Genomic DNA, 5450 nt, shown 5'->3' with positions numbered 1-5450 from the left:
AGATCTCGATATTTGGGTGATTCTTGACGTTATCTTGCAGTGAGGTTTGCATCGCCATGCCAGTTGCATCGGCAGCGTGCAGAATTCTGCGGTGACTGTGGCCGCCCTCACGAGTGAGGTGATATTTTGGTTGGCCTTCTGTGCTGTTCTCATCTTTATCAAATGGAACACCACCATCAATCAGCCATTGCACACACTCTTTAGCATTTTCAGCAATGAATTGAACTGTATCTTCTTCGCATAACCCAGCCCCAGCAATTTGAGTATCTTCTACATGAGACTCAATACTGTCCGATTCATCGAACACCGCCGCAATACCACCTTGTGCGTAATACGTCGATCCTTCGCTGCGTGGTCCTTTGCTTAATACAATTACTTTTGCATGTTCTGCTACGCGTAAGGCTAATGACAAGCCTGCCGCACCACTTCCTACCACTAATACATCACACTGATGTTCACGGTTTGCGTTCATAAAACTTATTAAATCCCGGGCTATAGTCGAGTTGTCCATGCTCAATTGACTTCGTCTTGTTTTAGGAGTTTGGGTAAGACTGTTATAATCTTTCCCTAGTCATCCTAAAACACGACACAAAATCAATATATAGACAGCTATCTAGAAATATTTAATTGCTCAATACCATTGCTTTTGCTCAAGTTTCCCCAAATTGATAGGGATAACTATTTTTATTACATCACATTGTGAAACAATAATGGCAAATAATTTTAGGAAAGTTGGAACTTTCGGTATTTGGCTTAGTCACAATAGTGCTCTTGTAGACGGTGGTGTCAATACTACATTTCGCATAATTAGTACCCATATCTGTGAAGGTAAGGGTTATAACAATAGGAGTACCCGCTCGAATGAACGAGCAGCTAACCGATCAAGTGTTGATTGAGCGAGTTCAGAGTGGAGATAAGCAGGCATTTAACTTATTAGTGGTTAAGTATCAAAACAAAGTTTGTAATCTTATCTCTCGATACGTGAATAATTCCGGTGATGTACCTGATGTAGCACAAGAAGCTTTTATTAAAGCTTACCGCGCGATACCTAACTTTCGTGGTGAGAGTGCTTTCTATACATGGTTGTACCGAATTGCCGTGAACACCGCTAAAAATCATATTGTTGCCCAGAGCCGCAGGCCGCCAGCAACAGATGTAGATGCAGAAGATGCAGAATATTACGAAACAGGCAGCGCGTTAAAAGAAATATCGAACCCTGAGAACTTAACGCTGTCAAACGAATTGAAACAAGTTGTTTTTGGAGCGATTGAAGCGCTACCCGAAGACTTAAAAACTGCAATGACGTTGCGTGAGCTCGAAGGTTTGAGCTACGAAGAGATTGCAGAAGTAATGGATTGCCCTGTAGGAACCGTACGTTCGCGTATTTTCCGAGCTCGTGAAGCGGTAGAAAAGAAAATTAAACCTCTTTTACAACGCTAGAACTTGTAATAATTATGGTGAAAATAATGGCTGATAAAGAAAAGCTTTCGGCACTCATGGATGGTGAAACGATCGATAAAGCTCTCATAGTAGATCTCGAATCTGATCAAGAAAGCATGGATACCTGGCAGAGTTACCATTTAATTGGTGATGTTATGCGTGGGGATGCGCCAGAAACTCCAGAGTGGAACATTGCTAACAGTGTAGCTGCAGCGCTTGATGATGAGCCTGCACATGGTTCAATGTCGAACCTGCACCAATTGAATGTTGAACCTACTGTTGCTCCAATTGAAGAGCAGCCTAAACCTCAGCAAGCGAAGCGTCAGCTTCCTGCATGGTTACAACAGTTTGGACAAGTTGCCGTGGCAGCGTGTGTTTCATTAGCAGTTGTATTGGGTGTTCAGCAATATGGTGGCAGCGATCCCGCAGCTCCAGAGCAGTTGCCTGTACTCCAGACGATTCCATTTGCAGGTTCTGCGGAACCAGTAAGCTTAACGCGTGACTCTGTTGAGAGACCTGCATCTGAAGCTAACATGCAAGAGCAACGCAAACGCGTTCATGCATTGTTAGAAGATTATGAGCTACAACTAAGATTAAACAGTGATGCATCGCCAATGGAAGATGCACACCTAGAATCGGATATTGAATGAAGAAAATCCTGGTCAGTGCACTGACACTGTTCAGCTTGATGTCTCCAACAGCCTTTGCAGAGGAAACCACTGCAAAGGCCTTGTTACATCAAATGAACGAGGCCAGTCAGCATCTAAATTACGAACTCTCCTACATATTGATAAAGAAGAGCAGCATTGAACCTCTGCTTTATCGTCATGCAGTTAACGACGACCAACAACTTGCACACCTTGTTTATCTAAGCGGCCCTGTTCGTGAGGTTATTCGACGTGGCAATGAAGTTAGCTACATCGAACCGGGTACAGAGCCATTTACTATTCAGTCTGGCAGTATGGTTGCACCTGTCATTCCGATGATTAATCGAGATATCGATTCTCTCAACCAATACTACGATTTTGTAAAAGTTGGGCGTTCTCGTGAGGCGGGCAGTACCACGCAAGTATTACGCGTCGTGCCGAAAGACGGCCTTCGATACTCTTACGTGGTTTGGGTCGACGAGAAAACCAACCTTCCTTTGCGTGCCGATCTTTTGGATCGTGATGGCGAAGTGCTTGAGCAGTACCGCACTATCTCTTATGTCGTGAACGATAAAATTGCAGAAGCAATGGGCGGTTTGAATCAAGCTAAATTGCCGAAGGTTTTGTCATTGCCAGAAGGCTTGGTGAGCGAGACCGACTGGCAAGCCTCGTGGGTGCCAGAAGGATTTAAATCGAAAGAACTCAGCCGTTACCAAATGGCTGCGACCGAAAAAATGGTTGAAAGCCAGCTTTTCAGTGATGGATTATTTAGCTTTTCGGTTTATATCGCCGATAAAGACGAACATTCATTGAAAGGACAGCTGGTACGCCAAGGGCGAAGAACCTTGCACAGCTTAGTGATTGGCGACAAAGAAATCTCTGTGGTTGGTGATATTCCGCCAGCAACGGCCAAGCGTATCGCTCAATCCGTCACGTTCAATAAACCGGCACCAGCGCAATGATGACTGCGTTGGCGACCGTTAGCTCAGTCGAACAAAAAGGTAAGCAATATTTTGTTCAGCTGAGTTGCGAACAACAAACCAGTTGCAGCAGCTGCTCATCTCAAAAAAGCTGCGGAACGGGTATTGTGACCAAGGCTGTTGGCAATAAATCCTTGTTTTGGCAGCTTAAAACCCAAAGCTTAGTTAAAGCAGGCCAGATCGTAGAAATTGGCTTTCCAGAAAAAAGCCTACTTCAGTCTGCGGCTATTGTTTATCTTATCCCGCTTTTCATGTTGATGGTTGGTGCTGGTTTTGGACAACTCTTGTTACAACCCTTACTCCAAGGGGGCGAGGGCATTGTTATCTTAACTGCAGCGCTGTTTACTGCTGGTGGTATTGGTTTGGCGAAGCGCTTAGCTAAACCAATGGAAGACAAATCCAAGCAAGAAGTTGTCTTGATTAGAATCCTAGGCAAGTCTCTCATCTAATTTATGATGCTTATTGCCCTTAAATTGGGTAGAATCTGCCAACTTGATTGAAATGCCGCCACCAATGCTGACTGTAGATTGGACGCGTTGCGGCTTTCTTATTATCCCTATTCAAAGAGTTTAGTCACACCAAGCCTATGAAGCACATTCGTAATTTTTCGATTATCGCCCACATCGACCACGGTAAGTCGACCCTTTCTGACCGCTTAATCCAAGTTTGTGGAGGGTTAAGTGAACGTGAGATGGCAGCTCAAGTCCTCGATTCTATGGATATAGAACGCGAGCGTGGTATTACAATTAAAGCGCAGAGTGTGACTTTAGATTACAAAGCTAAAGATGGTGAAACTTACCAACTTAACTTTATCGATACCCCTGGACACGTAGACTTCTCTTATGAAGTATCTCGCTCTCTAGCCGCTTGTGAAGGCGCGCTTCTTGTAGTGGATGCCGGCCAAGGTGTTGAAGCTCAAACTCTAGCAAACTGTTACACCGCGATCGAAATGGAACTGGAAGTAGTGCCAATCTTGAACAAGATTGACTTACCTGCTGCTGAACCTGAACGAGTTGCTGAAGAAATCGAAGAGATCGTTGGTATCGATGCGATGGAAGCGACGCGTTGTTCTGCAAAAACCGGTATCGGTGTTGATGACGTTCTTGAAAACATCGTAACGGCTATCCCGCCACCGGAAGGTGATCCAGAAGCGCCACTACAAGCTCTGATCATTGACTCTTGGTTCGATAACTACTTAGGCGTTGTTTCTTTGGTTCGTATCAAGAACGGTAAGCTGAAGAAGAACGACAAGATTAAAGTAATGTCGACAGACCAAGTTTGGGGTGTTGACCGTCTAGGTATCTTCACACCTAAGCAAATCGACACAACTGAGCTAAATACTGGCGAAGTTGGCTGGGTTGTTTGTGGTATTAAAGACATCCTTGGCGCACCTGTTGGTGATACGTTGACGCTTGCAAAAGGCGGCAGCACAGAACGTCTACCTGGTTTCCAAAAAGTGAAGCCTCAGGTATACGCAGGTCTATTCCCAGTATCGTCTGATGACTACGAAAACTTCCGTGACGCACTAGGCAAACTAAGCCTGAACGATGCATCACTATTTTACGAACCAGAAAGTTCAGCAGCACTTGGCTTTGGTTTCCGTTGTGGTTTCTTAGGAATGCTTCACATGGAGATCATCCAAGAGCGTTTAGAGCGTGAATACGACCTAGACCTAATCACAACGGCACCAACCGTAGTGTACGAAGTTGTAAAAACGGATGGCACAATTCTCTATGTTGATAGCCCGGCTAAACTGCCTGCTATTAATGACTTAGAAGAAATTCGTGAACCGATTGCTCGCTGTAATATTCTGGTACCTTCGGATTACCTAGGCAACGTGATCACACTGTGTGTTGAGAAGCGTGGCGTGCAAGTCGACATGGTTTATCACGGTAACCAAGTTGCTGTGACGTACGATCTTCCAATGGCTGAGGTGGTTCTAGACTTCTTCGACCGTCTGAAGTCAACGTCTCGCGGGTACGCATCATTGGATTACAACTTCCAACGTTACGAAGCATCAAACATGGTACGTGTAGATGTATTGTTGAATGGTGAAACGGTTGATGCACTGGCGATCATTACACACAAAGATATTGCCCAGTCTCGTGGTCGTCTACTGGTTGAGAAGATGAAAGAATTCATCCCTCGCCAGATGTTTGATATCGCGATTCAAGCCGCGATTGGTAACCACATTATTGCTCGTTCTACAGTGAAACAACTGCGTAAGAACGTAATCGCAAAATGTTACGGTGGTGATATCAGTCGTAAGAAGAAACTTCTTAAGAAACAAAAAGAAGGTAAGAAGCGTATGAAGCAGATCGGTAACGTTGAACTGCCTCAAGAGGCATTCTTAGCAATCCTTCATGTTGGCAAAGACTAGGTA

At 44.6% G+C, this 5450-nt stretch carries 6 protein-coding genes; 5 read left to right on the top strand and 1 reads right to left on the bottom strand.

Going from position 1 to position 5450, the window contains the following annotated elements:
- A partial coding sequence (locus tag AB4653_RS06130) for an FAD-dependent oxidoreductase (RefSeq protein WP_372103587.1) occupies positions 1 to 472 on the bottom strand: 472 nt, incomplete at its 3' end.
- Positions 473 to 861: 389 nt separating this feature from the next.
- On the opposite strand from AB4653_RS06130, the gene rpoE reads away from it, so the two are divergent.
- The 5 genes from rpoE to lepA all read left to right on the top strand — a co-directional run bounded on the left by rpoE (position 862) and on the right by lepA (position 5447).
- A complete protein-coding gene (rpoE, locus tag AB4653_RS06125) occupies positions 862 to 1440 on the top strand; it encodes an RNA polymerase sigma factor RpoE (protein ID WP_004735377.1) in 579 nt (192 codons plus the stop codon).
- Positions 1441 to 1466: 26 nt separating this feature from the next.
- Positions 1467 to 2090 carry a sigma-E factor negative regulatory protein gene (locus AB4653_RS06120; protein WP_009847656.1) on the top strand — a complete coding sequence of 208 codons (624 nt, stop codon included), beginning with the start codon at positions 1467 to 1469 and terminating at the stop codon, positions 2088 to 2090.
- Positions 2087 to 3049, top strand: a complete 963-nt coding sequence (gene rseB, locus AB4653_RS06115) for a sigma-E factor regulatory protein RseB (protein WP_009847655.1) — start codon at positions 2087 to 2089, stop codon at positions 3047 to 3049. Before AB4653_RS06120 ends, rseB begins: the two co-directional genes overlap by 4 nt.
- Positions 3046 to 3516: a SoxR reducing system RseC family protein gene (locus tag AB4653_RS06110; protein ID WP_009847654.1), complete on the top strand. Its 471-nt coding sequence runs from the start codon at positions 3046 to 3048 to the stop codon at positions 3514 to 3516. The genes rseB and AB4653_RS06110 overlap by 4 nt, the downstream gene beginning before the upstream one ends.
- Positions 3517 to 3653: 137 nt before the next feature.
- Complete coding sequence (gene lepA / locus AB4653_RS06105; RefSeq protein ID WP_009847653.1) at positions 3654 to 5447, top strand: translation elongation factor 4; 1794 nt, start codon at positions 3654 to 3656, stop codon at positions 5445 to 5447.
- The last annotated feature ends 3 nt before the right edge of the window (positions 5448 to 5450 follow it).

The organism is Vibrio sp. 10N.222.48.A3 (assembly GCF_041475345.1).
In the GTDB taxonomy this organism is placed as follows: Bacteria; Pseudomonadota; Gammaproteobacteria; order Enterobacterales; family Vibrionaceae; genus Vibrio; species Vibrio tasmaniensis_A.
The sequence above is the reverse complement of the archived record's forward strand: the minus strand, read 5'-3'. Positions and strand labels throughout refer to the sequence as shown.